The organism is Desulfovibrio piger (genome assembly GCF_951793255.1).
Taxonomy (GTDB): domain Bacteria; phylum Desulfobacterota; class Desulfovibrionia; order Desulfovibrionales; family Desulfovibrionaceae; genus Desulfovibrio.
In genome coordinates this window covers 421,511-445,645 of the sequence record NZ_OX636706.1, presented here as the reverse complement: position 1 = coordinate 445,645, position 24,135 = coordinate 421,511, and the positions used below count along the sequence as shown (strand labels likewise).

The following is a 24,135-nucleotide window of genomic DNA, read 5'->3' as shown; positions in this document are numbered from 1 at the left end:
GCCTACCGCCGTGCCGTCATGTCACGGAAGGGCTGCCTCAGGCGCGGAACCCGCGTGCTGCCGGCAACACTATATAGCGTTGGGCCGGGCCGCGCCCTTCCCTGCGGACAAGGCCCAGACGGACCAGAATCTGCAGGTCGTACTGGGCGGTACGCATGGAGATGTCCTTGCCTGACATGTCCTGATATTCCTGCCGGCTGATGCTGCCGAGCTCCACTATCTGGGGCAGCAGACGGGCAAGACGGGCATTGAGGCGCGGCTGGGCATCTTCCGCAGCGGGCATCGCGCCTTGATCCTCGCTTTCGGCCGGAACGGGCTGGGCAACAGGACTTTCTGCCGTTTCCGCAGCCTCGCCGTGGGGCTGCCTGCTGTCGGCCCGTGCGGGCGGGCAGGAGAGCTTGCCGCGTTCCGGTCGCGCAATGTCTCCGGGAAGGGTATCCGGTCCCAACTGGATGTTTTCTGCAAAAATGAGGCCATTTTCGCAAAAAGCCAGGGCCCGGGCCAGGCAGTTCTGCAGCTCGCGCACGTTGCCCGGCCAGTGGTATTCCTGGAGCTTGCGCAGGGCGCCGCGGCTGAGGCGCGGCGTGGGCAGGCCCTGGGATTCCGCGGCCCGGGTCAGGAAAAAGACGGCCAGCAGGGGCAGGTCGGACTTGCGGCGGCGCAGGGGGGGCGTGCGGATGGTGATGACGGCCAGACGGTAATAGAGGTCCTCGCGGAAGGAACCTTCCTGGGCGTCCTGCAACAGCTCCGCGTTGGTGGCGGCGATGATGCGGGTATCGAAAGGCACGTCCTCGTCGCTGCCCAGCGGGCGGATCATACGGGTGGAGAGCGCCCGCAGCAGGGCCTGCTGGACCTTGGGGGCCGCGTTGCCGATCTCGTCCAGCATCAGGGTGCCGCCCTCGGCCGTGAGGAAGGCGCCCTTGCGGGGCTGGCGCGCCTCGGTGAAGGCGCCCTTGACGTGGCCGAACAGGGTATCCATGAGCAGGTTCTCGTCCAGGGCACCGCAGTTGATGGTGATGAAGGGGCCGTTGGCACGGGGGCTGGCCTGGTGGATGGCCGCCGAGACAAGCTCCTTGCCGGTGCCCGTCTCGCCGATGACGAGGACGTCGGCCATGGTGGGCGCGGCCTTGAGGATGTTGGCGCGCAGGTCCTGCATGGCGGCGGAGGTGCCCACAAGGCCGTTTTCGGGGATGTCGTCCAGCTCCGGCATGTTCTCGGCTGGTTCGCGGGCCCGGCGGGCGTCCTGCATGAGCTGCTGGTTGAGCTGTTCCTCCTCGCTGCGGCGCAGGCGGTGGAGCAGGGCGTTGATGGCATCCTTGAGCTGTTCGAGCTCCCGGGGCATGGGCGGCAGCACCAGCGGGTTGGAGCTATGGCTGTCGATGCGCATGTTCACTTCATTGGACAGGCGGCGCAGGCGCTTGGTGGTGCCGCGTGCCAGCCAGGCCAGGCCCAGTCCCAGCAGGCAGATGCCGGCCAGCAGGCAGATGCCGTAGATGCCGATGATCTGGATGCCGGTGCGGGTGGCGGTGAAGCTGGTGTCCAGCACGGCCAGGCCGCCCATGATGGTACGCGGGCTGTCGGGATTGGCGGCAAAGGTGACGGGCGCGAAGCTGACGCCTTCCACGGCGCTGTTCTCGTGTCCCCAGGCATCGCTGTTGTCCAGGAAGATCTGGCCGGAGTGCCCGGCCTGGACGTTGGAGACCATGGACCAGTAATTGACGTGGTTGGGGCCGGGCCGGAAGGCGGTGCTGAAGCCGGCGCGGCCGAACTCGCCCTGGAAGCCGGCGCGCAGCGAGTCGCTGTTGAGGCGGCCGCCGGCCTCGTCCGCCTCCAGATTCTCGGACTGGAAGAGCATCCAGCCCTGGTTGTCGAAGAAGATGCTGCGGATGCGGGTCTCGTCGTCGGCGGTGCGCAGGGGAGCGGACGACGACGAGAACATGCTGATGGCGTCGCGCAGGACGGTCAGGTCCAGAGAAAGGATGAGCATGCCCTGGAAGACGCCCTGGCTGTCGTAGATGGGCGTGGAGAAGCGGATGACGTAAAGGGGGATGCTTTGCACGGAATCGTTGAGCGGGACCATGGAATAGACCACTTCCAGGGGCTGGCTGATCTGCACATGGCCGGGCCGCTGGGCCGCGCTCAGGCTGGTGAAGGGGTTGCCCACGGTGGCGGAGGCGATATCGGGAGGGATGGAGATGATCTCGCCGCCGTAGCTGAGCAGCAGATAGCGCTGGGAGGGATCCGTGCCCATGAAGGCCACCTCGCGGTAGCGCAAGCCTTCGGCACGCACGCGGAACTGGAGGCGGCGCACCATATCTTTGGGATCCATGGAGCCGGCGGCCAGGATGAGGAGCTGGTTTCGGGTCTCTGTGAGAATTTGCTCAAGCGAAAGGCTCATGGCCTGGGCATGCAATTGGGCATTGCGGGCTATTGCGCGATTGACCAGGGCTTCGATACTGCGTCCCGTTGCGAGGAAAACAAGTAATAAAACCAGCGTTAAAAGTGGTAAACCGAGCAAAAGCACCCGGCTTGTCATGCTGCGGTTGACGAAGAACCGGGTGGTTTCCAGCGAATTTCCCAGGACGGGTCTGGTCCAGATGCGCATACAGCCTCCCGATAACGCAAAAAGCGTGCAACTTTCCTGAAAATCTATCCGCAATGCGCAGTTTGCGCAAGAGAAAAAACGCTTGGCAGTGTTGCCAATCAAGGATTTCCGGGTTTTTTAGCGAAATTGGCACGGGTGTTGCTTAAAACGAGCATGTGAAGTTTAGGACGAATGGTCCTGCCGTGGGACGCAGGATCTGGATGCAACAACCCCAAGACCCGGAGGAGAACATGAAAATGATGCGCAAGCTCTGGACAGCCATTGCGGGCAGTTTCGTCATGCTGCTGGTCATGATGCCTTCCCTGGCCCTGGCAGCCAAGAAGGCAGCGGCAAACGTGGTCATCGTGGCCGATACCCGCCGCCTGGACGGCATCATGCTGTGGTGGGCGCAGATGTACAATGACAGTCATCTGTACTTCACCATCCTGACCATCATCATCATCCCGACGGTCGGCTGCATCTTCGGCTTCCTGGCCGACGTTGTGATGTCGCACATCGGTATCGACCTCAAGCACCGCGAGCTGGCTGAACACTAGGCCGGAAGGGAGGAAAACATGGATTGGTTGTATGTTTTGATGCCCATCTCCGGCGTGACGATTTTCTGGCCCGGTCTGATCATTCTGGGTCTCGGCGTCGGCATTATCGGTGGTTTCTTTGGTATGGGCGGTGCCTGGATGGTTACCCCCGGTCTGAACATCCTCGGCTTCCCCATGGCCTTCGCCGTGGGCACGGACGTTGCCCACATGGCCGGCAAATCCCTGATCTCGACCCTGCGGCACGGCAAGTTCGGTAACGTTGACTACAAGCTCGGCCTGACCATGCTGGCCGGTACCATCATCGGTGTGGAACTGGGCGCCCAGATGCTGATGTGGCTGGAACGCCTGGGCTCCGTCGACAAGGTCGTGCGCTGGCTGTACGTCGTGCTGCTGATCTGCATGGCCTGGATGGTCTTCCATGACGTGTCCCTGCGCAAGAAGAAGGAACGCGAAGCCGCCGCCCGCGGTGAAGCGCTCTCCGCTACCGCCACCGGTCTCGACTGGGCCTCCAAGCTGCACGCCATCCGCATTCCCCCCATGGTGCACTTCCACGGCGCCGGTATCTACTGCTCCGCCTGGCTGCCCATCGTGGTCTCCCTGTTCACCGGCTGGCTGGCCGGTATCCTCGGCATCGGCGGCGGTCTGATCCGCATGCCCGCCCTGGTGTACCTGGTTGGTTGCCCCACCCATGTGGCCGTGGGTACGGACCTCTTCGAAGTGGCCATCTCCGGCCTGTACGGCGCCGCTTCCTTCACCTTCAAGGGTCGTACTGAACTCGTGGCCGCCCTCATCATGCTGGTCGGCGCCGCCATCGGTGCCCAGGTCGGCGCTGTCGCCACCAAGTACATCAAGGGTTACGGCATCCGTATCGCCTTCGGCTGCGCCGTGCTCGGCTGCCTCGCTTCCGTGGTCCTGAAGCTCATCCAGCCCTACTTCCCCGCCTATGCCGGCTTCATCAACGGCATCGCCACCGTGGTGGTCCTGGGCTTCGTGAGCGCCATCTCCCTCTACATCACCGTCCGTATGGTTCAGGGCGCCAAGGCTGAACTGGCCGCCAAGAAGCGCCAGGCGTAAGGAGGCAGCACATGAGAATGCGTAACGTAATTCTGACTCTGGTACTGGCTCTCAGCCTCGGTCTGACCGCGTGCGAATTTGGCCAGGTGGAACAGGGCCGCTGCGTGGCCTTCAATCCGGAAACCAAAACCCTTCTGGTGGTGCTGGACGTCAATCATGACCAGCGCAACCCCCACTACTCCGGCGGCGTCCATGAGTACACCCTGCCTGCCGATCCGTCTGAAATCGGTCCCCTGCCCGTTCCCGGCGGCCGCGTGATGTTCGACCTGGAAAAGTCCACCGTCACCATCTTCAACCCCGAGACCAAGGCTCTGGAAGTCCTGAACGTGCAGTTCTCCGATGTTGAGAAGGGCCTCAAGCGCACCCATCCCAAGGTGCACGGCAAGACCTTCCCCATCATCGACAAGGACAAGATGTCTGTGACCGAATACTCGGCCCGCCTGCAGGCCCTGGTGACCTTCACCATCCCCGCCGACAAGATCGACCTGCCCCCGGCCACCTGGGAAGCCGGTGACGAAGTCCGCATGTACTACAAGGAAAATGCCAAGCATCAGGCCCTGCGGTTCATGAACATCACCCGCACCAACATCTTCAAGAAGTAAACAACAGCAGCATCCACAACCCGGGGGGCGGCCCTCCGCCCCCCACCCCCTCCTGCTAGACGAGACTGCCGTGAAAAGCCTTTCCCGGCAGTCTTTTGATAACAGACCTTCTTCCCGCCAAGGAGCCCGTCATGACCAGCAGCTACAAGCGTTCCCTGTATTCCAGCATCGTCCGCATTGTTGCCAATGTGGTGATGATAGGCGCTGTCTTCCTGGGCATGTACATGGCCTCCCGTTCGCCCATGTCCTCCATGAGCACGTTCTGCCTCTGGTTCTTTGGCATCTCCATTCCTGTCTGGATGGGGGCGTTCGCCCTGATTCGCAAGATCCGTCAGGTCTACGCCGATGAAGGCGCCACCTACATCGAACTGCCCCGGCAGGGCGCCAGTCTGGTCTACTGGCGGGTCCTGGAACAGCCCCAGCACCACCTGGGGATCGTTCGCTGACATTCGCCTCCGGAAAAGCCCGCTGCCCTCCGTCCCCGCCGCTTTGGGCCGGGGCCCGAAGCGGAGGCGGCGGGCTTGCCGGAAGGCCGCTCTTCCTCTAGACTGCCCGTATGAGCGATTCCTCCAATTCCTTCTGGCAGGCACTGCCAGCCCTCAAAGAACGCCAGCGCCGCACAGGCCTGCTGGCCGCTCTTGTGCTGGGGCTGGCTGTCCTCGTTCTTGTGGACGGTCTGCAGGCCCTCATGCGTGCCGGGTCCTACCATCTGGACATCGTTGCCGGGCAGGGGACCATGCTTTCCGGTCCCATCGGCATCGACAAGCCGCGCGACAGCGACCTGCTGGTCTCCGTGACCCCGGAAGGCGCGCCGCTGAGCTTCCGTCTGGACGGCTTTTTTGCCAGCTACTGGTTCGGCAACGGCATGTGGCGCGGCGAGATCGTGGCGGAGCAGGGGGCCACTCCCGGCACCTATGCCCTGAGCGTCCGGGTGCGCGGCACACCGGCCAGCGCCACGCAGCGCTATGAGGTCACCGTCTGGAGCGACGCCGCCAGCCTGCGTCAGGGGGCCTACTCCCTGACCGTGTCCCTGCTGGGCTTCAATCCCTTCTGGCTGTCCGGCATCCTGGCCTGTATCGGCGTCGTGCCGGGCCTGCTCTCCTTCCTGTCCGGGCGGCGCATCGTCAGGCTGCTCTGGTACGCCGGGTTCAGCGAAGTGTTCCGCACGGAGGCCCGGAAGGACGGCAGCCTGATGCTCTGGTGCTCGGGCTCCAAGAAGGAAGGCCCCGCCGAAGGGGCCCTGTGCGAGGTGGTGGATGCCGGTGGGCAACTGCTGGGCCGGGCCAGGCTGGAGAAAAAGGCCGCCACCTGCATGGAATTGCGGATGGCTGCCGGGGAACTGCCCGACGGCGAAATCCCGGAAAGCTGCTACGTGCGTCTGTCCGCACCGCGCAACTGAGTCTTTTGCCCAAAAAGATCGCATGGAGGGCTTCCCGGCAGGGAGGCCCTTTTTCATCGTCTGTGGAGCTCCGGCCGCGCGCCGGGCTTTTCGGCATGTCCCGTCCCGGAAGGGAAGGGGGGCCGGTGTCCGGCTGTCTCCCGGAAGAGGGGCCGCCGGGGCGGGAACAGCGTCATGCCCCGCAACGCGCCCCGTTCCGCCGTCCCCCGCCTGTCCTGCTTGCCGCCGGGGCGGCCATGGGCTACACTTGCAAAGCGCCGTGGCTCTGCCATGGCAGCTGTCATAACAAGGATGTAACTGCAAGATGTCTGAACTGTGTCCCTGCGGCAGTGGCCGCCCTCTGGACGAATGTTGTGGTCCCTACCTGGAAGGCAAGGCCTGGCCCGATGATGCCGACACCATGGTGCGCTCGCGCTTCAGCGCCTATTGCCTCGGCAAATTCGATTATCTGGTGGAGACCACCCATCCCGCCTATCGCGAAGATCTGACCGCCCAGATGCTGGAAGAGCAGACCCGTGACGTCCACTGGCTGCGTCTGGACATGGGCCCCTGTGAAAAGGACCAGCCCGAAGGCGAGAACGGCGAGCTCTTCGATACGGCCGAATTTTATGCCTACTACGAACTGGAAGGTTCCGTGCGCCAGATCGGCGAACGCAGCTTTTTCCAGCGCAAGGACGGCAAGCTGTACTATGTGGACGGCGTGGCCCGTCGCCCCAAGGCTTACCGTCGTCCCGAGCCCAAGGTGGGCCGTAACGATCCCTGTCCCTGCGGCAGCGGCAAAAAGTACAAGAAGTGCTGCGGCCGGGAATCGGCCTAGGCGGGGGGATCCATGGCCAATCCTGGCCCTGTTGCCGCCATCCGGCAATTTTGTCTTGAATGTCAGGGCAATTCCTCCCGTTCCGTGCGTCAGTGCGCGGATGAGGACTGCCCCCTGTGGGGCTGGCGCATGGCCGCCATCGAGGCGGACAGCCGTCCGGAATGGCATGGCCCGGATGCGCCGCGCCGTGCCCTGCGCGTCATCCGCGGGCAGTGCATGATGTGCGCCGGCAGCCGTGCCGACGTGCGCCAGTGTGCCGCCCGTGAGGACTGCGTGCTGTGGCGCTACCGTTTCGGCGTGCGACCGCAAACCTACAAAGAGGTGCGGCGGCGTTTTTTTGCCCCCAAGCCCCTGAAACTGTTTTGATCTCACGGAGCGGCATCATCGTGGTGCCGCTCCGGGCCTCTTTCCGGCCCTGCCGGTCCTTTTGGCTTCCCTTGCGGAAGACGCCCCATCCAGGGGGAGGACACCATGATGCATACGCTTGAATGGTCCCGCGCCTATACCGGTCGTCTGCAGCGGGACGCTGCCGCCGTTTTCGCCGCGCGTGCGCCGGAGCTGTCGCGCCGTCTGGAGACGGAATGCGCGCAAGGCTCGCTGCCTTTCCTGACCATGCCGTACCGGGAGCGCCTGGAGCGGGAACTGCCGCCCCTGCTGCCCCGGGTCCGTGCGCGGCGCCATATGCTGGTGCTGGGCATCGGCGGCTCCGCACTGGGGGCCCGCGCCCTGCAGCGCGCCTTTGCGCCCGGGCAGGACGGTCCCTGCCATGACGGCCCCTGCCTCTGGATCGCGGACAACGTCTGCGCCGCCACCTTCGAGAGCTGGCTGGCCAAGCTGCCGCCCCACGAGACCACGGTGGTCTGCATCAGCAAGTCCGGCGGCACCATCGAGACCCTTGCCCAGTACTTCCTTTGCCGGGACTGGCTGCGCAAGGCCCTGGGCGAGCGCTGGCACGAGCACATGATCGTGGTCACGGACCTGCACCAGGGTTTCCTGCGCGAGGAGGCCTCCCGCTACGCTCTGGATTCGCTGGAAGTTCCGGACAATCTGGGCGGCCGCTATTCGGCCCTTTCGGCCGTGGGCCTGCTGCCCGCCGCCTTTTTGGGTATCGACTGGCAGGCCCTGCTGGACGGGGCGGCCGCTGTGGCCCGCCCGCTGGCCCAGGATCCGTCCTGCCTTGCCGGGCATCCCGCCTTCCATCTGGCCTGCTGGGCCAACGCCCTGGAGAGCCACGGCTACAGCCAGCTGGTGTTTTTCTGCTATGTGCCGCAATGGGCCACCTATGGCCCCTGGTTCGCCCAGCTCTGGGCCGAGAGCCTGGGCAAGGACGGCAAGGGCATCATGCCCGTGCCCGCCACCGGGGTCACGGACCAGCATTCCGTCAACCAGATGTTCCTGGACGGGCAGCGTGACAAGGGCTGCATCTTCGTGACCGCCAGGGGACTGGAGCAGGGGCGGCATTTCGGCCGGGACCTGCCTGACCACTGGAGCTGGCTGCGCGGCAAGCCCTTCGGGGCCCTGCTGGAAGCCGAAGGCCTGGGCACGCGCATGGCCCTGTGCAAGAGCGGCGTGCCCCTGCTGCACATGGAGATGGGCGAATGCACGCCCCGCGCCGCGGGCAGCATGATGCTGCTGCTGGAAGCGGCCACGGTCTTCACCGGCTGGCTCATGGACATCGATCCGCTGGACCAGCCCGCGGTGGAACTGGGCAAGCGGCTGGCCAACACCCGTCTGGGGGCGTCCGGTTATCCCCGGGAGGCTGCCGACCTGGCCGAATTTCTGGCTGTGGCGCAGGAGCCCGAGAGCTTCTAGGGGGCCCGTTTTTCCCTGCCGCGCCTCCGGCCTGCCCTGTTGCGGGCCGTGGGCGGCAGACTGGAGCATCGCATGTTCAAAGGTGGTACCGCCGCAGCGGGAGCGACGGCAGAGCAGGATCTGCCGCTGAGCTATGCCCGCACGCTGTCCTGGCTCTCGTTGCTGGTCATCATGGCCACCAGTCTGGTGCTGTCGTTCTTCATCGCCAATTCGGCGCGCGAGGCCCTGCTGACACGGCAGGAGAACTTTTCCCGCCTGCTGGCCGAGAACCTCAACCACCAGATCTACCGGCGTTTCGCCCTGCCCACGCTGCTGGCCCACGGGCGCATCGCCCTGCGCCAGCCCAGCCAGTACGACAGGCTGGATCAGGTGGTGCAGTCCGTGGTCCACGGGCTGCCCATGGAACGCCTGCGCATCTATGACTTCACGCGGGTGGTGGCCTATTCCACCAGCAAGGAAGAGCTGGGCCGCATGGGCGTGGGCCCGGAAAGCCTGGACAGCACCCTGCGCGGCGGCGTGCCCAAGCCGGAGCTGATCTCCAATATCCCGGACTGGCGGGCCATCTTCCACCTGCCCCGGCCGTCGGGGACCTTCGTCCTGCGGACCCTCTATCCCCTGCGCGGGGAACCCCTCCAGCCGGGGGCGGAGCCGCCCATCATGGGGGCGCTGGAGCTGACGCAGGACATCACCAGCGATTACGAGCAGATCTTGCTTTTCCAGGGCGTGGTGGTGGTGACCTGCCTGCTGTCGTCGGTCATCATGTTCGCCTTGCTCCTGATGCTCATCCAGCGGGCGGAACGCGTCCTGGCCGACCGCATGGCCAAGAACCGCCAGCTGGAGAACGAGCTGCACAGCAACGAGAAGCTGGTCAGCATGGGCCGCGTCATCGCCAGCATCGCCCATGAGATACGCAACCCGCTGGGCATCATCCGCTCCAGCGCGGAGCTGCTGCAACGCCGTATGGGCAAGGCCGATGCCGGGACCTCGCGCATCCTGCAGGCCATCTATGACGAGTCCGTCCGTCTGTCGCAGACGGTCAACGATTTTCTGGACTATGCCCGTCCCCGCCAGCCGCGGCAGGATCTGGTGGATCTGGATCTTGTGCTGAGTCAGGTGCTGGCCTTCCTGGAAGGTGAGCTGGGCCGTGTGGGCGTGGCCATCGAGCGGGTCACCTCGCCCGGTCTGTGGGTGCGCGGTGACAAGGACCTGCTCTACCGGGCCATCTACAACATCCTGGTCAACGGCCAGCAGGCCATGGACGGGCCGGGCATCATCCGCATCAGCAGCCGCCGGAGCGACGACGGGCGCGTGGTGCTGGAGGCCCTGGACTCGGGACCGGGTTTCGATCCGGCCCTGCTGGACAGCGTGCTGGATCCCTTCTTCACCACCAAGGACGGCGGTACGGGCCTGGGCCTGCCCATCGTCAGTTCCATCATCAACAGCCATGGCGGCGAGATCCGGCTGGCCAACGGCCCCGAAGGCGGGGCCCTGGTGCGCATCCTGCTGCCTGCGGCGGAGCCGGAAAAGCCTGAAGAGCCTGAGAGCCCCGCTGCTGCCGCGGAAGCCCAGTCCGCCCCCGCGGAAAGCGGGGAAGCCGCCGCCCGGCCCGCCGACGACAGGGAAAACGGGACGCCGGAGCCCGGCAAAGAGAGCTAGACGTGCCCGCACGCCAGGCCGCCTCCCGCCTGCGGGCAGCCTGGGCAGGAACGATGTCGCAGGCTGGCCGCAGCGTCTTCCATCGGCGGGGCTGCTGGCAGAAAATCAGTTTTTTGCGGGCAATACGGTCCTGGGCCTGATCGGAGCCGCCTCACGCCTGTACCGGGAGAAACACCATGAGTGACAAATCGCATATTCTGGTCATCGACGACGAAAAAAACTACCTGCTGGTGTTGCAGACCCTGCTGGAGGATGAGGGCTACACCGTCACCGCCATCAGCGACCCCGAGACGGCCCTGGCCTTCCTGGCCGAGAGCGAAGTGGACGTGGTGGTGACGGACATGAAGATGCCCAAGGTCTCCGGGCGCGAGGTGCTCCAGCATGTGAAGAAAAGCTGGCCCTACATCCCGGTGCTCATCATGACGGCCTTCGGCTCCATCGAAAGCGCCGTGGAGGCCATGAAATACGGGGCCTTCGACTACATCACCAAGCCGTTCTCCAACGACGAGCTGCTGCTCTCCATCCACAACGCCACGGAGCTGGCCCGCGCCCACCGGCAGTACCGCCTGCTGCAGGAAGCCATGGAAGAGCGCTACAGCGTGCACCAGATCGTGGGCCGCAGCCGCGCCATCCGCGATGTGCTGGTCATGGTGGACCGTGCCGCGCCCAGCCGCTCCACGGTGCTCATCACCGGCGAGTCGGGCACGGGCAAGGAACTGGTGGCCCGCGCCATCCATTACGCCAGCCCGCGCAAGGAAAAGCCCTTCGTCTCGGTCAACTGCATGGCCCTCAACCCCGGCGTGCTGGAGAGCGAGCTCTTCGGCCATGAAAAAGGCTCCTTCACCGGTGCCGTGGCCATGCGGCGCGGCCGTTTCGAGCAGGCCGACGGCGGTACGCTCTTTTTGGACGAGATCGCCGAGCTGACGCCCGATCTGCAGGTCAAGCTGCTGCGTGTGCTGCAGGAGCGCCGTTTCGAGCGCGTGGGCGGCGGTGAGGAGATCGAGGTGGACATCCGCGTGGTGGCCGCCACCAACAAGGATCTGGCCGCCATGGTGGAGAAGGGCACCTTCCGCGATGACCTCTACTACCGCCTGAACGTGGTGCAGATCCCTCTGCCGGCCCTGCGCGAGCGCCGGGAGGACATCCCGCTGCTGGTGGCCCACTTCATGGACAAGGTGGCGCGCGAGAACGACATGCCGGCCAAAAAGTTCACCACCGAGGCCCTCAACTACCTGAGCGGCTACGAGTGGCCCGGCAATATCCGCCAGCTGGAGAACGTGGTGGAGTCCTGCATGGTGCTGGTGCCCGGTACGGTCATCGACGTGGACAACCTGCCCGCCGAGATCCGGGATGAGGATTCGCAGTTCAAGAGCGCCGTGGACCTGCTGCCCGTGCAGCTGGACCTGGCCGATACCCTGGAGAAGATCGAGGCCGCCCTCATCCGCCGTGCGCTGGTACGCGCCGATCTGGTGCAGGTCAAGGCCGCCGAGCTGCTGGGCATCTCCAAGAGCCTTTTGCAGTACAAGCTCAAGAAATACGCCATTACCGGGCATTAGGGTGGGGAAGGATGTTTGCGGGGGGAGGGAAACCTTTTCGGGAAAAAGGTTCTCCCTCCCCCCGATCCCCCACCTTTCCAAAACCTTTTATTCAGGTCCCTGACGGCTGTCGTGACATGAAGATCTTGCTGGCCTTGCCGGTCCTCCGGCAGGGCCTTTTTGTTTTTGGGGGAGGCCGTTCGGGGAGGTATTTTGTGAGGATGATGGATGTTTTTTTTGCAGGACAGGCTGTTTCCCTTCGTCGGGCTCTTGGGAGCTGTTCACGTGAATTGGCGGGCGGCTTGAAGGCGTGTGCCTGGGCAGGGGACCGGGGCCTGGAGAGGACGGGAGCCTGACGTGGCACGTCGGGCCTGATGCCGCTCGGTAGAGGCCACCACGCCGTATCTCGTGACGCACCGGCGCCGGCGTTCCTATAAAGCGCGCCGGGAAGGGGATGGGGGGAGGGAAGCCTCTCGCGCGAGTAGCGACCGAATGCTGGCCAGAAGGGCCGTGCCCGTTAGCGACGAAGGAGCTTTACGGGCATCGACAGCAGAGATGAGGGGGCTCCCTTCCCCCAAAAAAGCGCCTTGCTCAAATCGCTTGCTGCAAACGCAAAAAGCCGCGAGCGTTTTCACGCTCGCGGCTTTTGTGGGCCGGACACCCGGCAGCGGCTGTTACCGCTGCTTTCTTTCGAACCTGACGGGGTTGGCAGTGCTGCCGCCGTCCGGCTTGAAGGCAAGCTAGCCGTAAAAGGGGGCTGCTGTCAAGCCCCGATCCCCAGCAGGCGGCCCGCATTGCTGAGGATGCGCTCCATGGCGTCCTCGCTCAGGCCGCTCATGGTACGCAGGCGCTCCAGCTCGTGGGCGGGATCATAGAGCGGCCAGTCCGTGCCGAACAGCAGCCTGTCCGGGGAGTGACGGGCCAGCAGCCGCTGCAGGAGCGAGGGCGTCACATAGGGCGTGGTGCTGGAGGTGTCTATCCAGAGGTTCTCAAAGTCGCCCAGGGCCTCCAGGCTGTAATCCCACATCTGATAGCCGCCGAAATGGGCACCGATGACCCGCAGGCGCGGGAAGGAGCGCATGAGGTCGGCCAGCATGAAGGGGCTGGAAGGGGCCTTGTCCAGGGGAGCGTCGCTGCCGATATGGATCTCGAAGACGAAGTCGTCCTGGGCGCTCTCGAAGATGGGCAGCAGGCGGCGGTCGTTGAGCGCGAAGCCCTGGAAATCGGGATGGAGCTTGATGCCGCGCAGGCCGCCCGCCTTCATGCGTTCCAGTTCGTCTTCCCAGTCCACATAGGCCGGGTGCAGGGTGCCGAAGCCGATGACTTCCTCATGTTCCCGCTGCAGCTTCATGGCGTAGTTGTTGGCCGGGATGACCTGCGCGGGGGCCGTGGCCGCACAGAGGACGATGCATCTGTCGATGCCGGCGGCCTTCTCACGCTCCAGAAGGTGTTCGATGGTGCCGTCACCGCGGCAGTCCAGGTGATAGACCGTATTGAGATGGTCCACGGCCTTGTGGGCGATCTTGGGATGGAAGGCGTGGGTGTGGATGTCGAAAAACATGATGGGCTCGGATGTCTTGTGGAAGATGCGTCCCTGAGCTCCTGCCGCTTCCTTTCGGGGGAAGGACCGGTGGGGAAAGGACAGGGAGGCTGGTGCTTTTGCCGTTCCGTGACCGGAGGCGCAGCACTGGCCGCGCCCGCGCCTTCCGGTGTTGGTTCGTTGGTTATTCCTTCACGCCGTTGACCACGTTGACCGGGGTGCCCTGCTGCCAGCGGAGGATGTTCTCGGCCGTGAGGTTGATGATGTTCTGCCGCGAACGGGCCGTGGCCCAGGCCATGTGGGGCGTGATGAGGGTGTTGGGCGTGTGCAGCAGGGGATTGTCCGCCGCCGGGGGCTCCTTGGCCAGCACGTCCACGCCCAGGCCGCCCAGCTTGCCGCTGTGCAGGGCCTCGGCCACGGCGGCCTCATCCAGCAGAGGGCCGCGGGCCGTGTTGATGAGGATGGCGCCGGGCTTCATGCGGGCCAGGGCCTTGGCGTTGATGAGGGCCCGGGTGGCATCGGTCAGCGGGCAGTGCAGGGAGATGACGTCGGCCTGCTGGAATATCTGGTCCGTGGAGGCGAAGGCGAACGGGCTGTAGGACGGAGGGTTGCGGGGGGTGCGGCAGTTGGCCAGGACGGACATGCCGAAGGCGTGCCCCAGCTCGCCTACACGGCGGCCGATGGAGCCGAAGCCGATGACGCCCAGCGTCCGCCCGCGCAGGCAGACGGGCGTGGTCTTCCAGTAGCACCAGGTGTCTTTCCATTCACCGGCGCAGACGCTGGCCGTATGCTCGCCGGTACGGCGGCACAGCTCCAGCAGCAGGGCCCAGGCATGTTGGGCCACGTCGTCCACGCCGTAGGCCACCACGTTGCAGACAGGGATGCCGTGTGCGGCGGCGTCGGCAGTATCGATGATGTCGTAACCTGTGGCCAGGACGGCCACCATACGCAGGTCGGGCAGGCGGGACAGCGTGCCCGACCGCAGGGGGACCTTGTTGGTGACCAGCACTTCCGCGCCGGCGGCCCGTTCCACGATCAGGTCTTCGGGCGTATCGCCGTAGATGGCCACCTCGCCCAGTTTTTCCAGGGGCGCCCAGCTGATGTCGCCGGGGTTGATGACGTCGCCGTCAAGCACAACTATCTTCATTTTGATCCTTGCTGCGCGCACTGCAAAACGGGCAGGCAGTGTCTGCATGGCCTGTTGCCCGGACAGGCAGGGGAAGAAAAAGGGGCTGTAGCCGCTTTTTCGGGAGCAGTGTAGCCTTAGGCGTACGCCCCCGCAAGGGGCGGCCCTTGGACGGGGGGCGAAAAAAAAGGGTCGCCCCGAAGGGCGACCCTTAAAAGCCGGATGGCTGACGACTAGTGAGCGATCACGCAGAAGTCGTCGCGGCGGTTCTGGGCCCACACGCTTTCGCCGGAACCCTGCACCACGGGCTTTTCCTTGCCGTAGCTGATCATTTCCAGCTGGCCGGGGTTCACGCCCAGGCGAACCATGTAGTCATAAGCGGCGCGGGCGCGGCGTTCGCCCAGGGCCAGGTTGTATTCCTGGGTACCGCGTTCGTCGCAGTTACCTTCGATGCGCACGCGGATGCTGGGGTACTTCTTCATCAGTTCAGCCTTGGCGGTCAGCATGTCTTTGTACTGGGGCTGAATGTCGAACTTGTCGAAAGCAAACAGCACGCGACCGTCAGTGATCTGCTGGATGGCAGCACGCATTTCGGGGCTCATGTCATCGACATCGCCGGTGGCGTCCTGGGTCTTCTTGGCGCAGCCGAAACCGGCGGCGAGGGCCATAACCAGAGCAAGGATAAGAGCGTAGCGTTTCATTGTGTGTCCTCCTGAACAGCTCTAACTCCAAAAAGGTACCTTTCCTTTCTGTACACAGCGGATGGCGGTATCCCATCCGCAGAACGGATGGTATATGTGAACCAAGTTTTGTCAAGTCAGGATAGGGGGGATTCCCCTATTTTTTCCAGAAATCTGCCCGGTTTTTCCGAAAAAGCCGGGCAGGACCTCCGGATTTTACAAAATCTGCCAAAAACTACTTGCCGTCAGGCATGCCCCAGCGGGGGAACGAGGCCGCGCCGCCGCCGGTGGGCACCTTCTTGGCATCGCCGCCATGACGGGTGGTCAGGTAGATGCCGCGGGAGCCGCCGCGGCTGGAGGCGAAGGCGATGAAGTAGCTGTCGCCGCAGAAGGAGGGCTGCTCGTCGCTGCCGGGGCCGAAGGTGATCTGGCGTTCCAGGCCGGTGACCATGTCCTGCACGAAGATGCGGTGGCCGTATTCGGTCATGCGGCTGTAGGTCACCAAGGTGCCGTCAGGCGAGAGGTTGGCTTCGGTATTGTAGCCGCCGTTCTTGCTGACGCGGGTGATGCTGCCGGAGCTCAGGTCCTTCATGAAGATCTGGGGGCCGCCCAGGCGCGAGGAGGTGAAAACCATCTTGGTGCCGGTCTTGTCGAAGGTGGGCGACACGTTGATGGAGTTGCCGCCTTCGAGGATGCGTTCCTTCTGGAAGCCGTGGTTCAGCAGGAAGATGACGGGGTAGCGGCCGTTGGAAAGGGCCACGGCCACCTTGTTGTCAGGCGTGAACGAAGGCCCGATGACCACGTTGCCGGGGAAGCGCACGCGCTGCACGCTGCCCTTTTTGCGGTCCCACACACCCAGGGAGTGGGACTTTTCGTCGATATGGGTGAAAACGATGAAGCGGCCGTCCGGGGACCAGGCCGGGGACATGGCTTCGCCCTTGATGTTGGTGATCTGACGCAGGTCGCGGCCCGTGGGCTTGACCAGCCACACGTTGGCGGACAGGCGGCCGGATTTCTTGACGAAGGCCAGGGTGGAGCGGAAGAAGGCGCCGCTGCCGGTCAGCACTTCGAGCAGGTCGGCACAGAAGCGGTCGGCCACTTCGGGCAGGTCGCCGGCACGCACCTGGGGGTATTCCTTGCCGAACAGACGGCCGCCGGTGTTGGTCTCAAAGGCGCGGATCTGCACGGAGCTGGTGCCGCTGTCGCCGTTGGGCCAGTAGGTGGTGACCACGATGTCCGAACCGGCCAGCTGGAAGCGCTTGAAGTCCAGGCTCGGGGGCTCGTAGCCGGGCAGCAGGGTACCGCCCAGCACGGAGGAGGCGGGCGTCAGGCGCATGAAGGGCAGGAAGCTGAGGTTCTCTTCCACCAGTTTCTGCAGTTTGGCGCCCATGCCGTTGGCCTGCTTCTGGGGGCCGGTGAGGGGGGCTGCCAGGGCAAGGTTCACGATATTCTGGCCGGGGCCGTAGATATCGACACGCATGGCGGCCTGGGCGGCGCTGCCCAGGGACAGCGTGACGGCCAGGGCCAAAAGGATGGCAAGACGTTTCATGGCGTAATGGTCCTTGTGGTGGTGTCTAGCGCACCAGAGTTAGGGTGACGTTCACAAATCTGCCCACAGCCGCGGGCGGGGGGCTGACCTTTCCTGCCCGGCGTATGCCCTGCCGGACGTATCTGTCAAGCAGCTCGCTGCCGCTGCTTTGCAGGATGCTGTAATTGAGGATCTTTCCCGAGGCGTCCGTCTCCAGGCGCACCGTGGCATAATAGGTGCCCTTGGCCAGTTCCGCGGGGATGAAGGTGGCGTTGCGCAGCTCCATGACCAGCTTGCGGAAATAGGCAGCGTGTTTGGGGCCATAAGCGTCCTGGGCCTTCAGCGGCGTGGTCAGGGTTGCGGGCTTGGTGTCCAGCGTGACGGGCTCGCTCTTGGCCTCCGGCGCGGCGGCAGGTGCGGCCGTGCCCGCGGCGGGCTTTGCGGCGGCTTTGCGGCGGCTGGTGCCGGAAAGGTCGGCCATGTTGCCCTGCCAGAAGGTCAGGTAGACGTCCTGGCTCATGCCGTAGGGGGGCTTGCCCAGGTCGGCGGTCTTCATGACCGCGCCGCACACGGAATCATTGAGGGCCTGGCTGGCGGACTTTTCCAGATAGCCGCAGCGCTCCACCTTGCCTTCCGCGTCCACGCGCACCACGATGCGCACCTTGCCGCGGTCGGCCGGGGCGGCCCAGTTGGCCAGGATCTTTTCCATGGCCTCACCGGCGTAGCCGTTGGCCACGTCCGCCGCAGCGGCGCCTGCGGCCCGTGCGTGCAGGGGCGCCAGGCACAGCATGAGCACCGGCAGCAGGCCCAAGAGGGCCGTCGGGCGGGAAAGGATTCGTTTCATGTGACCTCCACGAAGGCATATGTGCATGCCGATGCGGCTCTTATGCAGCAATGCCGTTCCAGAATGGCGCATCTTTGGGGAAAGATGGGGCCTTCCCCAAAAACAGCGGGATCTCAAGACAGCAAGGCGGCCGCACCACCGGGCACGACCGCCTTGACGGACCGGTTAGCGGCCCATGAGTTCATTGAGGGTGAAGACAAGGTCCAGCTCGGTGTACTGTTCCGACGGCGGCGGCGGGAACGCCCCCGCCCGGCTGGTGCGCCAGATGGCGTTGGCCGCCGAGGAGTCGTACTGCGCGTTGCCGGAGCTTTGCGTCACGTCGACTTTTTCCACTTCGCCCTGCAGGTTGACCTTGACCCGGACCACGCAGACCAGGTTCAGGCGCGTGGCGGAAGTGAAGCTCCAGTTGGGGCGCACGGCAAGCATGACCTGACCCATGTAGACGTCGTTGAGGCCACCGCCGCCGGGGCCGTCGCCTTCGCCGCCACCGCCGCCGCCATCGCCGCCGGCATTGCGGCGGGCCTGGGCCAGGGCCTGTTCCACGCTGCTGCCCTTGTCCCCGGATTCGACGCGGGACGTGGCTTCGCGGCGGGCCTGGTTCATGGCTGCGGCCACGGGGTCGCCCTTGGACGGTTTGTCGGCCTTTTTGTCGGTCTTCTTGTCGTCCTTGGGCGTGGACTTTTTATCGTCCTTCTTCTTGTCGTCCTTCTTGGGCTTTTCGGGCTTCTTGTCGTCGTCCTTTTTCTTGTCCTCTTTCTTTTTCTTGTCTTTTTTCTCGGCCACGGGAGTGGCGTCCTTGGGTTCGGGCTTGGGCTTGACCTCATGCTTGGGCTCAGGCTTGCGCTCGACCTTGGGTTCGGGCTTGGCCTCCACCGGACGGGCTTTGTCCGCCGTGGGGTCGGCCTTGACCTCCGGCCGTTCGGGCGCGGCCGCGTCGGCCTTCTTGGCCGGGGGCGAGACGTCCCTGGGGCCGTCCGTGGGCTTGCCCATCTTGCCCAGGATGCTCGAGGGCGTGCGGTTGCCGCCCGGAGCGCCGTCCACCAGGCTGATCATCACCGGCGGCGTCTCCAGGTTCACCGGAGGCGAGCTGGGCCAGAACATGATCAGCAGGAAGACCGCCAGATGCAGGCAGAGGGAAAGAAGATACGAGGCCCAGTTCATCGCTGACTACTTCCCGCCTTTGGCGGCTGCCGCGGCGGCAGCGGGCGACAGGCTCTCGGAGGAATCGGCCACCACGCCGAGCTTTTCGATGCCCACGGCCTTGATGCGGCCCATGACATCCACCACCACGCCATAGGGGACTTCCTTGTCGGCACGCAGGAAAAGGGTCTTGTTCTTTTCCTTGACCAGGGTCTGGAGGTAACCTTCCAGATCGTCCATGGTCTGGACCTCGTATTCGTCCAGAAAGATCTTGCCGTCGTGGCGGACGGTCAGCATCATGTTGTCGTTTTCGGTCGGCAGCACTTCCACCTGTTTGGTCTGGGGCAGGTCCACTTCCAGCCCCTGGCTCATCATGGGAGTGGCCACCATGAAGATGATCAGCAGCACCAGCATGACGTCCACGAAGGGCGTCACGTTGATCTCGGAGACAAAGCGGTTGTTGCCGCCCACGCTGGCGCCCATCTTACATCTCCGTGGTGCCCGTGCGCTGCACGGGGCGGTGGGCATTGAGTTCGCGCTGCACGCGGTTGAGGAACACGCCGGCAAAGTTCACCAGCAGGGTGTCCACCTGCGAGAGCTTGCCCATGAAGATGTTGAAACCGATGGTGGCGGGCACGGCCACGCCCAGACCGATGGCCGTGGCCACCAGGGCTTCGGAGATGCCGGGGGCCACCGTGGCCAGGGAGGCGGACTTGAGCATGCCGATGGAGTGGAAGGAGTGCATGATGCCCCACACCGTACCGAACAGGCCGATGAAGGGGGCCGTGTTGGCGGCGGTGGCCAGCAGGGAGAGGGAACGCTCTAGACGGGCCATCTCGCTGGCCACGCCCTGGCGCAGGGAGCGGCGCACGTTGTCCACCACGATCTCGCTGCTGTTGCCGGCTTCCTTGGAGCGGTTGAACTCCATCACGCCCTGATGGGCCACGAAATAGAGCGGGGACGCACGGTCGGAGCCCAGGGAGAGCACGGCCTCACGCAGGCTGGGGGCCTTCTCGAACAGGTCGGTGCCCTGCAGGGCCTTGCGGTAGGCGGCGTTGAGGGCCAGGGTTTTCTGGATCATCATGCCCCAGCTGCCCACGGACATGAGCACCAGGATGCACAGCACGATCTTGGCCACGAGACTGGCCTGGCTGATCATCGAAAAGAAACTGAACTCCATGTATCACTCCTGGAGATGGAAAAATGGTGTGCCTGGGATGGATCCTGTGCCCTGCCGGACCCAGCACGTATGCAGCGGAAAAAAGAAAACGCCAAAGAGCCCCTGCCATCCGGGGGCCCGGAAGACAACGGCTGTACGCGGCTTTGAACCGCCCGGAGAATGCAACGTTCGCCGTCTTTTTTCAAGCGTTTTTTCTGTGTCGACGGGGAGGACGGCGGCAGGGAGCGCTGTCTCCCGCCCTAGTCCGCATCGCACATCTTGCGCCAGAGGGTATTGAGGCTGATCCCCAGGGAGCGGGCAGTGCTTTTTTTGCTGTACTGCTGGCGGACCAGTTCCTGGCGGATGATCTTCTTTTCCATGAGGCGCAGGCGCTGGCGCAGGCTGCCGCTTGCGGGCAGGTCCTGTTCCTCCCGGTTCTCGGGTACCCTGCGGGGCGAGGCCAGGATGCCCTGCGTCTGGCGCATGTCGAGCAGCAGCTCCTGCAGCAGGGGCATCTGGAAGGCATCGCTGGTGGACATCAGGCAGTAGCGGCGCAGCAATGCGTCCAGCTCGCGCACGTTGCCGGGCCAGGGATAGCTGCAAAGAAGCTCGATGGCTTCGGGGGGCATCTTTTTGTGGATCATCCCCATGCGGCGCATGATATGCCGGACCAGCAAGGTCATGTCCTGGAGGCGTTCACGCAGGGGGGGCATCTCCAGGCGCAGCAGCGTCAGGCGGTAGTAAAGATCCGCCCGGAAGCGCCCTTCCCTGACCTCCTGCACGAGATCTTTCCAGGAAGAGCAGACCACGCGGGCATTGACGGTCACGGGCCTGTCTCCGCCAAGGCGGAAGATCTCGCCGCTTTCCAGGACACGCAGGAGCCTGACTTGCACGGCGGCGCTGATGTCCGCGATCTCGTCCAGGAAGATGGTGCCATCCTGCGCCAGTTCGAACAGGCCCTGCTTGCCGCCGCGACGGGCGCCGGTGAACGCCCCCTCGGCATAGCCGAACAGCTCGCTCTCCAGCAGGCTTTCCGGCAGGGCACCGCAGTTGACGGCCACGAAGGGCGCGTGGCGCCTGGGGCTGGCATTGTGGATGGCATGCGCCAGCAATTCCTTGCCTGTCCCGCTTTCCCCGTGGATGTATATCCCCGCGTCGGACTCGGCGAAACGCTGGGCGTGTACCCGCAGGGTCTTCATGGAAGAGCTCTCGCCAAGAAGGTCGTTCAGCGTGAACCTGGCCCGCAGGCCTGCCTGGCGGGAATGCTTGAGGCGCCGTTGCAGATCCGTCAGGACGACATCGGGCGTCAGGACGCTCAGGGCGCCTTTCTGGACCCCATCGACCACTACGGCGCTGCTGGTGAAGACAAGATCCTGGCCGTTCTCCCCTTTCAGGGTACCTTCTGTGGGCCGTCCCGTTTCCAGGCTTTCGGCAAGGCCAAGGTGCTGCAGTGCCCAGCCGTCCCGGAGCCGATCCTGTCCCAGGGCCTGTCTGGCCACGGGATTGCTGAGGGCCAGCTTGCCCGCAGGGTCGACCCCGATGACTCCTTCATGGAGGGCATCGACCACGTCCTGGAGCCAGGCCGCGTGTTCGCGGTCACGGCGGCGGGCCTGGGCGATGTTGGACGCTTCCTCGAAGGCCCGTTCCAGGGCCTCGTTGCCCGGACAGACCACGATGCCCGGGCAGTGGTGGGCCTGCGCGATGGAGACGCAGACGCCGCCCCCCACGACGCAGCCGGCGCCCTGGGCGATGGCCTGGGTGATGCCCAGGGTCAGTTCCCGGGAGTTGGTGAAACGGATAGGCTGCAGGCGGATGTGCAGCAGGCGGGAGAACAGTTCCGACCAGGGGGGGGTGGCGTTATAGCATGTCACGGCCACATTGTCCGTATATTCGCGGGCTTCCATCAGGGCCTGCAAGATGGACATATGGCTCCGGGAGATGGTGACGACGGGTTCGTTCAGATGACGGCGCAGGAGCTTCCCGGTTCCGCCGCCGCCCAGGATCACATCCACACCCTGGTCGAACAATTGTTTGGCCACGGGCAGCGCCTCTTCCATGGTAGCCAGACGGACTTCTTCCAGCGGCCACCCATGCTCCTGGGCATAGGTCTGGACCTTTTCTGCCACCACAGCGGAGTTCGAAACGAAGGCGAAGGAAAAGGAAGTAGACAACATAATGTCTCCTGCTCCGATGGGATATGGTGCGGGCCGTCGGAATGACACCGGGCATACGGCTTCAAGAGGCAGGGGGCCCGCAAAGACAGGCGACGGACGACATCTTTCAGTATCGTCTATGCATTAGCTAGTTTTCTCATCTTTATCCATAAAATTGTCTTGGGATGTCGCGGCTGTCAATGCAGGTCCGGGACTGTCGCTCGGTACGACAGCCCCGGAGCGGCGGGGGGAGGTGTGGTGTGCCCCGCCGCGGGATCGGAAGGGCGGCACGGCCGCCTTGCCGAATATCTGCCGCCATGCCGGGCCCGGAAGCGAGGGAACAGGCCGGACATGGCGGGAAACATGGTCGCTACACCGGCGGCATGATGTAGAAGTCCAGACCGAGGACCACGACGGTGAACCAGAAGTAGAGGATCGTCAGCAGCACGGAGATGAGCGCCGCGATCATGCCCCAGACGAACATGGTGCGGAGGTTGGCGCCATAACCGGCCACGATGCCCTGGGCACCGGTGGCGGAAGCCACTGCGTACGACCAGCTGATGGCCGAGCCCGTCACCCAGACCCAGGGCACGGCCCCAAAGGCCAGCCCGCGCCAGTTGGCCATGGATTCGATGGCCAGGGGCACCATGACACCGGCGGCCGCGGTATCGCTGGTCACCTGGGACAGGGCGTTGGAGGCCACGCTCCAGGCCACGATGGACAGGGTGTCATTGATGCCGACCAGGGGCGTGATCCAGCTCCCGAACACCGTACCGGCGCCCGTGGTGGCCAAGATCTTGCTCAGGGCCACAGAGGCGGGCCACATGAAGAGGATGGTGATGGGGAAATGCTCGCGCAGGGCCTTGACGGACAGGATGGTCTCATCCTTGGCGTTGCGGGCGGGCCAGAACAGCATGAGCAGCGGGATGATGCAGAACAACTGGGTCGGCTTGAGCCAGGACCACTGGGGCCCCTTGGTGTACGGGGCGTACAGGGGCTGGAGGACGGCCAGGAGGATGGCCAGCGCGAAACCGTAGAGAGAAACCTTTTCCTCATAGGTCATGGGGCCGAGCTTTTCCAGTTCCTGCCGGTAAAATTCCTTGCTGCCGCTGAAGCGCTCCATGTCCGTATGCATGAAGTACATCATGAGGCCCACACCGGCGATGACAAGCAGGGAAATGGGCACCATGCGCAGGGTCCAGTCGATGAAGTAGATATCGTGCCCCAGGTACTTGTTGAGCAGACCATAGGTCACCACGGACTGACCGCCGCCCAGCGGGGTGGCCATGCCGCCCACACTGGCGCCCCAGGCCACGGCGATGAGGATGTTGGACGCCGCCTTGGACTGCCAGCGCTGCTCGTTGGTGTTGAAACCGGCGTACATCAGGGATGCCACGGCCACAGGGGCGAACATGGCGGCCACGGTGGTGTTGCCCACCACGAAGGAAGTGACCCCGCAAAGGAGGAACCAGCCCGCGGTCTGGGCGCGCACGCTGCCGTTGACGCGCATGAGGAAGTTCAGGGCCAGGCGGCGGGCAAAGCCCCAGCGCACCCAGGCGCAGGTGATGGCCGTGGCGCCGAAGATGAGGACGGCCTCACGATGCACATACGCCTCCAGCACTTTGCCCAGCGGCATGTAGCTGTAGACGCAGGCCACGAAGATGGGCACGAGGCAGGTCAGCTTGATGTCCACGACGCAGGTGATCCACCACCAGACCATCCAGAACAGGATGCCGAAACCGAAGCGGGACTCGATGGGGCCGAAAATGGGCAGGGCCAGGGCAAGCAGCAGCAGGGCAGGCCCTCCCAGGAGATGCAACAGACGGGAAGAAGACGACGATTCAGACATGACGGGCTCCAGTCCTTATTCCGGGCGGGCCGTGTGGCCCGCCCCTCGATATCATGCCGCCCGCAGGGATCCGGGCAGAC

The 24,135-nt window shown here is 64.5% G+C and carries 21 protein-coding genes and 1 other RNA gene; 10 read left to right on the top strand and 12 right to left on the bottom strand.

Translation table 11 applies throughout. The annotated features are described in order from the left end of the window. Positions 1–37: 37 nt before the first annotated feature. Complete coding sequence (locus Q4I12_RS02170; RefSeq protein WP_302260332.1) at positions 38–2,605, bottom strand: sigma 54-interacting transcriptional regulator; 2,568 nt, start codon at positions 2,603–2,605, stop codon at positions 38–40. A gap of 230 nt (positions 2,606–2,835) precedes the next feature. Between Q4I12_RS02170 and Q4I12_RS02165 the strand changes: the two genes are divergently transcribed. From Q4I12_RS02165 to Q4I12_RS02120, 10 genes are all read left to right on the top strand, one after another. After that, the gene (locus Q4I12_RS02165) at positions 2,836–3,141 is read left to right on the top strand and encodes a DVU0150 family protein (RefSeq protein WP_168935155.1); all 306 of its coding nucleotides are present in this window, start codon (positions 2,836–2,838) and stop codon (positions 3,139–3,141) included. 18 nt (positions 3,142–3,159) lie between these two features. Next, complete coding sequence (locus tag Q4I12_RS02160) at positions 3,160–4,215, top strand: sulfite exporter TauE/SafE family protein (protein WP_297137576.1); 1,056 nt, start codon at positions 3,160–3,162, stop codon at positions 4,213–4,215. Positions 4,216–4,226: 11 nt separating this feature from the next. Further along, complete coding sequence (locus tag Q4I12_RS02155; RefSeq protein WP_302260330.1) at positions 4,227–4,817, top strand: DUF4881 domain-containing protein; 591 nt, start codon at positions 4,227–4,229, stop codon at positions 4,815–4,817. A gap of 131 nt (positions 4,818–4,948) precedes the next feature. Continuing rightward, positions 4,949–5,263 carry a hypothetical protein gene (locus tag Q4I12_RS02150; protein WP_278882004.1) on the top strand — a complete coding sequence of 105 codons (315 nt, stop codon included), beginning with the start codon at positions 4,949–4,951 and terminating at the stop codon, positions 5,261–5,263. A gap of 110 nt (positions 5,264–5,373) precedes the next feature. Further along, positions 5,374–6,216: a hypothetical protein gene (locus Q4I12_RS02145; protein ID WP_168935151.1), complete on the top strand. Its 843-nt coding sequence runs from the start codon at positions 5,374–5,376 to the stop codon at positions 6,214–6,216. A gap of 304 nt (positions 6,217–6,520) precedes the next feature. Then, a complete protein-coding gene (locus Q4I12_RS02140) occupies positions 6,521–7,033 on the top strand; it encodes a YchJ family protein (protein WP_040370146.1) in 513 nt (170 codons plus the stop codon). Between the two features lie 12 nt (positions 7,034–7,045). Beyond that, positions 7,046–7,399, top strand: coding sequence for a hypothetical protein (locus Q4I12_RS02135; protein ID WP_168935149.1), 354 nt, complete (start codon positions 7,046–7,048; stop codon positions 7,397–7,399). A gap of 105 nt (positions 7,400–7,504) precedes the next feature. Then, the gene (locus Q4I12_RS02130; RefSeq protein WP_302260328.1) at positions 7,505–8,845 is read left to right on the top strand and encodes a phosphoglucose isomerase-related protein; all 1,341 of its coding nucleotides are present in this window, start codon (positions 7,505–7,507) and stop codon (positions 8,843–8,845) included. A 72-nt stretch (positions 8,846–8,917) separates the two neighbouring features. After that, positions 8,918–10,501: a sensor histidine kinase gene (locus Q4I12_RS02125; RefSeq protein ID WP_297158571.1), complete on the top strand. Its 1,584-nt coding sequence runs from the start codon at positions 8,918–8,920 to the stop codon at positions 10,499–10,501. 176 nt (positions 10,502–10,677) lie between these two features. Then, entirely contained in the window at positions 10,678–12,057 is a 1,380-nt protein-coding gene (locus Q4I12_RS02120; RefSeq protein ID WP_072334933.1) for a sigma-54-dependent transcriptional regulator, read from the top strand. A gap of 625 nt (positions 12,058–12,682) precedes the next feature. Here Q4I12_RS02120 and ffs read toward each other — a convergent pair. From ffs to Q4I12_RS02065, 11 genes are all read right to left on the bottom strand, one after another. Next, an RNA gene (gene ffs / locus Q4I12_RS02115) (signal recognition particle sRNA small type) lies at positions 12,683–12,768 on the bottom strand. Between the two features lie 31 nt (positions 12,769–12,799). Then, entirely contained in the window at positions 12,800–13,597 is a 798-nt protein-coding gene (locus tag Q4I12_RS02110) for an amidohydrolase family protein (protein WP_302260326.1), read from the bottom strand. A 163-nt stretch (positions 13,598–13,760) separates the two neighbouring features. After that, on the bottom strand, positions 13,761–14,723 hold the full coding sequence (locus Q4I12_RS02105; protein ID WP_302260325.1) for a D-2-hydroxyacid dehydrogenase: 963 nt from the start codon (positions 14,721–14,723) through the stop codon (positions 13,761–13,763). Between the two features lie 212 nt (positions 14,724–14,935). Further along, entirely contained in the window at positions 14,936–15,403 is a 468-nt protein-coding gene (gene pal, locus Q4I12_RS02100; protein WP_006009112.1) for a peptidoglycan-associated lipoprotein Pal, read from the bottom strand. A 214-nt stretch (positions 15,404–15,617) separates the two neighbouring features. Beyond that, positions 15,618–16,931 (bottom strand): translocation protein TolB, encoded by a 1,314-nt coding sequence (locus Q4I12_RS02095; protein ID WP_302260324.1) that lies wholly within the window; start codon positions 16,929–16,931, stop codon positions 15,618–15,620. Positions 16,932–16,956: 25 nt separating this feature from the next. Further along, entirely contained in the window at positions 16,957–17,754 is a 798-nt protein-coding gene (locus Q4I12_RS02090; protein WP_302260323.1) for a TonB family protein, read from the bottom strand. 165 nt (positions 17,755–17,919) lie between these two features. Further along, the gene (tolA, locus tag Q4I12_RS02085; RefSeq protein WP_302260312.1) at positions 17,920–18,915 is read right to left on the bottom strand and encodes a cell envelope integrity protein TolA; all 996 of its coding nucleotides are present in this window, start codon (positions 18,913–18,915) and stop codon (positions 17,920–17,922) included. Positions 18,916–18,921: 6 nt separating this feature from the next. After that, on the bottom strand, positions 18,922–19,377 hold the full coding sequence (locus Q4I12_RS02080) for an ExbD/TolR family protein (protein ID WP_006009120.1): 456 nt from the start codon (positions 19,375–19,377) through the stop codon (positions 18,922–18,924). A gap of 1 nt (position 19,378) precedes the next feature. Next, a complete protein-coding gene (locus Q4I12_RS02075) occupies positions 19,379–20,074 on the bottom strand; it encodes a MotA/TolQ/ExbB proton channel family protein (protein WP_302260311.1) in 696 nt (231 codons plus the stop codon). Between the two features lie 239 nt (positions 20,075–20,313). Further along, entirely contained in the window at positions 20,314–22,227 is a 1,914-nt protein-coding gene (locus Q4I12_RS02070; protein WP_302260310.1) for a sigma 54-interacting transcriptional regulator, read from the bottom strand. A gap of 349 nt (positions 22,228–22,576) precedes the next feature. Then, positions 22,577–24,055, bottom strand: a complete 1,479-nt coding sequence (locus tag Q4I12_RS02065; protein ID WP_302260308.1) for an SLC13 family permease — start codon at positions 24,053–24,055, stop codon at positions 22,577–22,579. Positions 24,056–24,135: the final 80 nt, after the last annotated feature.

Coding starts and splice junctions, on each gene's coding strand:
- Q4I12_RS02170 (WP_302260332.1), bottom strand. CDS start 2,605: ATGCGCATCTGGACCAGACCCGTCCTGGGAAATTCGCTGGAAACCACC.
- Q4I12_RS02165 (WP_168935155.1), top strand. CDS start 2,836: ATGAAAATGATGCGCAAGCTCTGGACAGCCATTGCGGGCAGTTTCGTC.
- Q4I12_RS02160 (WP_297137576.1), top strand. CDS start 3,160: ATGGATTGGTTGTATGTTTTGATGCCCATCTCCGGCGTGACGATTTTC.
- Q4I12_RS02155 (WP_302260330.1), top strand. CDS start 4,227: ATGAGAATGCGTAACGTAATTCTGACTCTGGTACTGGCTCTCAGCCTC.
- Q4I12_RS02150 (WP_278882004.1), top strand. CDS start 4,949: ATGACCAGCAGCTACAAGCGTTCCCTGTATTCCAGCATCGTCCGCATT.
- Q4I12_RS02145 (WP_168935151.1), top strand. CDS start 5,374: ATGAGCGATTCCTCCAATTCCTTCTGGCAGGCACTGCCAGCCCTCAAA.
- Q4I12_RS02140 (WP_040370146.1), top strand. CDS start 6,521: ATGTCTGAACTGTGTCCCTGCGGCAGTGGCCGCCCTCTGGACGAATGT.
- Q4I12_RS02135 (WP_168935149.1), top strand. CDS start 7,046: ATGGCCAATCCTGGCCCTGTTGCCGCCATCCGGCAATTTTGTCTTGAA.
- Q4I12_RS02130 (WP_302260328.1), top strand. CDS start 7,505: ATGATGCATACGCTTGAATGGTCCCGCGCCTATACCGGTCGTCTGCAG.
- Q4I12_RS02125 (WP_297158571.1), top strand. CDS start 8,918: ATGTTCAAAGGTGGTACCGCCGCAGCGGGAGCGACGGCAGAGCAGGAT.
- Q4I12_RS02120 (WP_072334933.1), top strand. CDS start 10,678: ATGAGTGACAAATCGCATATTCTGGTCATCGACGACGAAAAAAACTAC.
- Q4I12_RS02110 (WP_302260326.1), bottom strand. CDS start 13,597: ATGTTTTTCGACATCCACACCCACGCCTTCCATCCCAAGATCGCCCAC.
- Q4I12_RS02105 (WP_302260325.1), bottom strand. CDS start 14,723: ATGAAGATAGTTGTGCTTGACGGCGACGTCATCAACCCCGGCGACATC.
- pal (WP_006009112.1), bottom strand. CDS start 15,403: ATGAAACGCTACGCTCTTATCCTTGCTCTGGTTATGGCCCTCGCCGCC.
- Q4I12_RS02095 (WP_302260324.1), bottom strand. CDS start 16,931: ATGAAACGTCTTGCCATCCTTTTGGCCCTGGCCGTCACGCTGTCCCTG.
- Q4I12_RS02090 (WP_302260323.1), bottom strand. CDS start 17,754: ATGAAACGAATCCTTTCCCGCCCGACGGCCCTCTTGGGCCTGCTGCCG.
- tolA (WP_302260312.1), bottom strand. CDS start 18,915: ATGAACTGGGCCTCGTATCTTCTTTCCCTCTGCCTGCATCTGGCGGTC.
- Q4I12_RS02080 (WP_006009120.1), bottom strand. CDS start 19,377: ATGGGCGCCAGCGTGGGCGGCAACAACCGCTTTGTCTCCGAGATCAAC.
- Q4I12_RS02075 (WP_302260311.1), bottom strand. CDS start 20,074: ATGGAGTTCAGTTTCTTTTCGATGATCAGCCAGGCCAGTCTCGTGGCC.
- Q4I12_RS02070 (WP_302260310.1), bottom strand. CDS start 22,227: ATGTTGTCTACTTCCTTTTCCTTCGCCTTCGTTTCGAACTCCGCTGTG.
- Q4I12_RS02065 (WP_302260308.1), bottom strand. CDS start 24,055: ATGTCTGAATCGTCGTCTTCTTCCCGTCTGTTGCATCTCCTGGGAGGG.